Source organism: Stenotrophomonas sp. AS012628 (genome assembly GCF_010608305.1).
In the GTDB taxonomy this organism is placed as follows: Bacteria; Pseudomonadota; Gammaproteobacteria; order Xanthomonadales; family Xanthomonadaceae; genus Stenotrophomonas; species Stenotrophomonas geniculata.
Window position 1 is genome coordinate 1 of the sequence record NZ_VMBJ01000157.1, and the last position, 261, is coordinate 261.

Here is a 261-nt window from a genome sequence, read left to right on the forward strand (position 1 = left end):
GACCTGGCGGCACAGATCGTCAACCTGCGCCGCAGCCTGTTCAACTCGCAGATCAGCAGCCGCGCGGCGACACCGTTCAGCCCGAGCTTCTGGTCGACCCTGATCCGTCCCACCGACGACGACCTGCGCCGGCTGGACAAGCTGAAGGCGGAGGCCCTGGTCGCCTTCGACAGCGCCATCGCGCCCGGACACCGCTGGGCCTTCGCCGGAACCCTGCTGGCCACCGTGCTGGTCTGGAGCTTCGGCCGCCGCCTGCTGGAG

At 70.1% G+C, this 261-nt stretch carries 1 protein-coding gene; it reads left to right on the forward strand.

Going from position 1 to position 261, the window contains the following annotated elements:
- Nucleotides 1–261: DUF3772 domain-containing protein (locus G5A07_RS21400; RefSeq protein ID WP_191863995.1), on the forward strand; the 261-nt coding region annotated here is incomplete at both ends.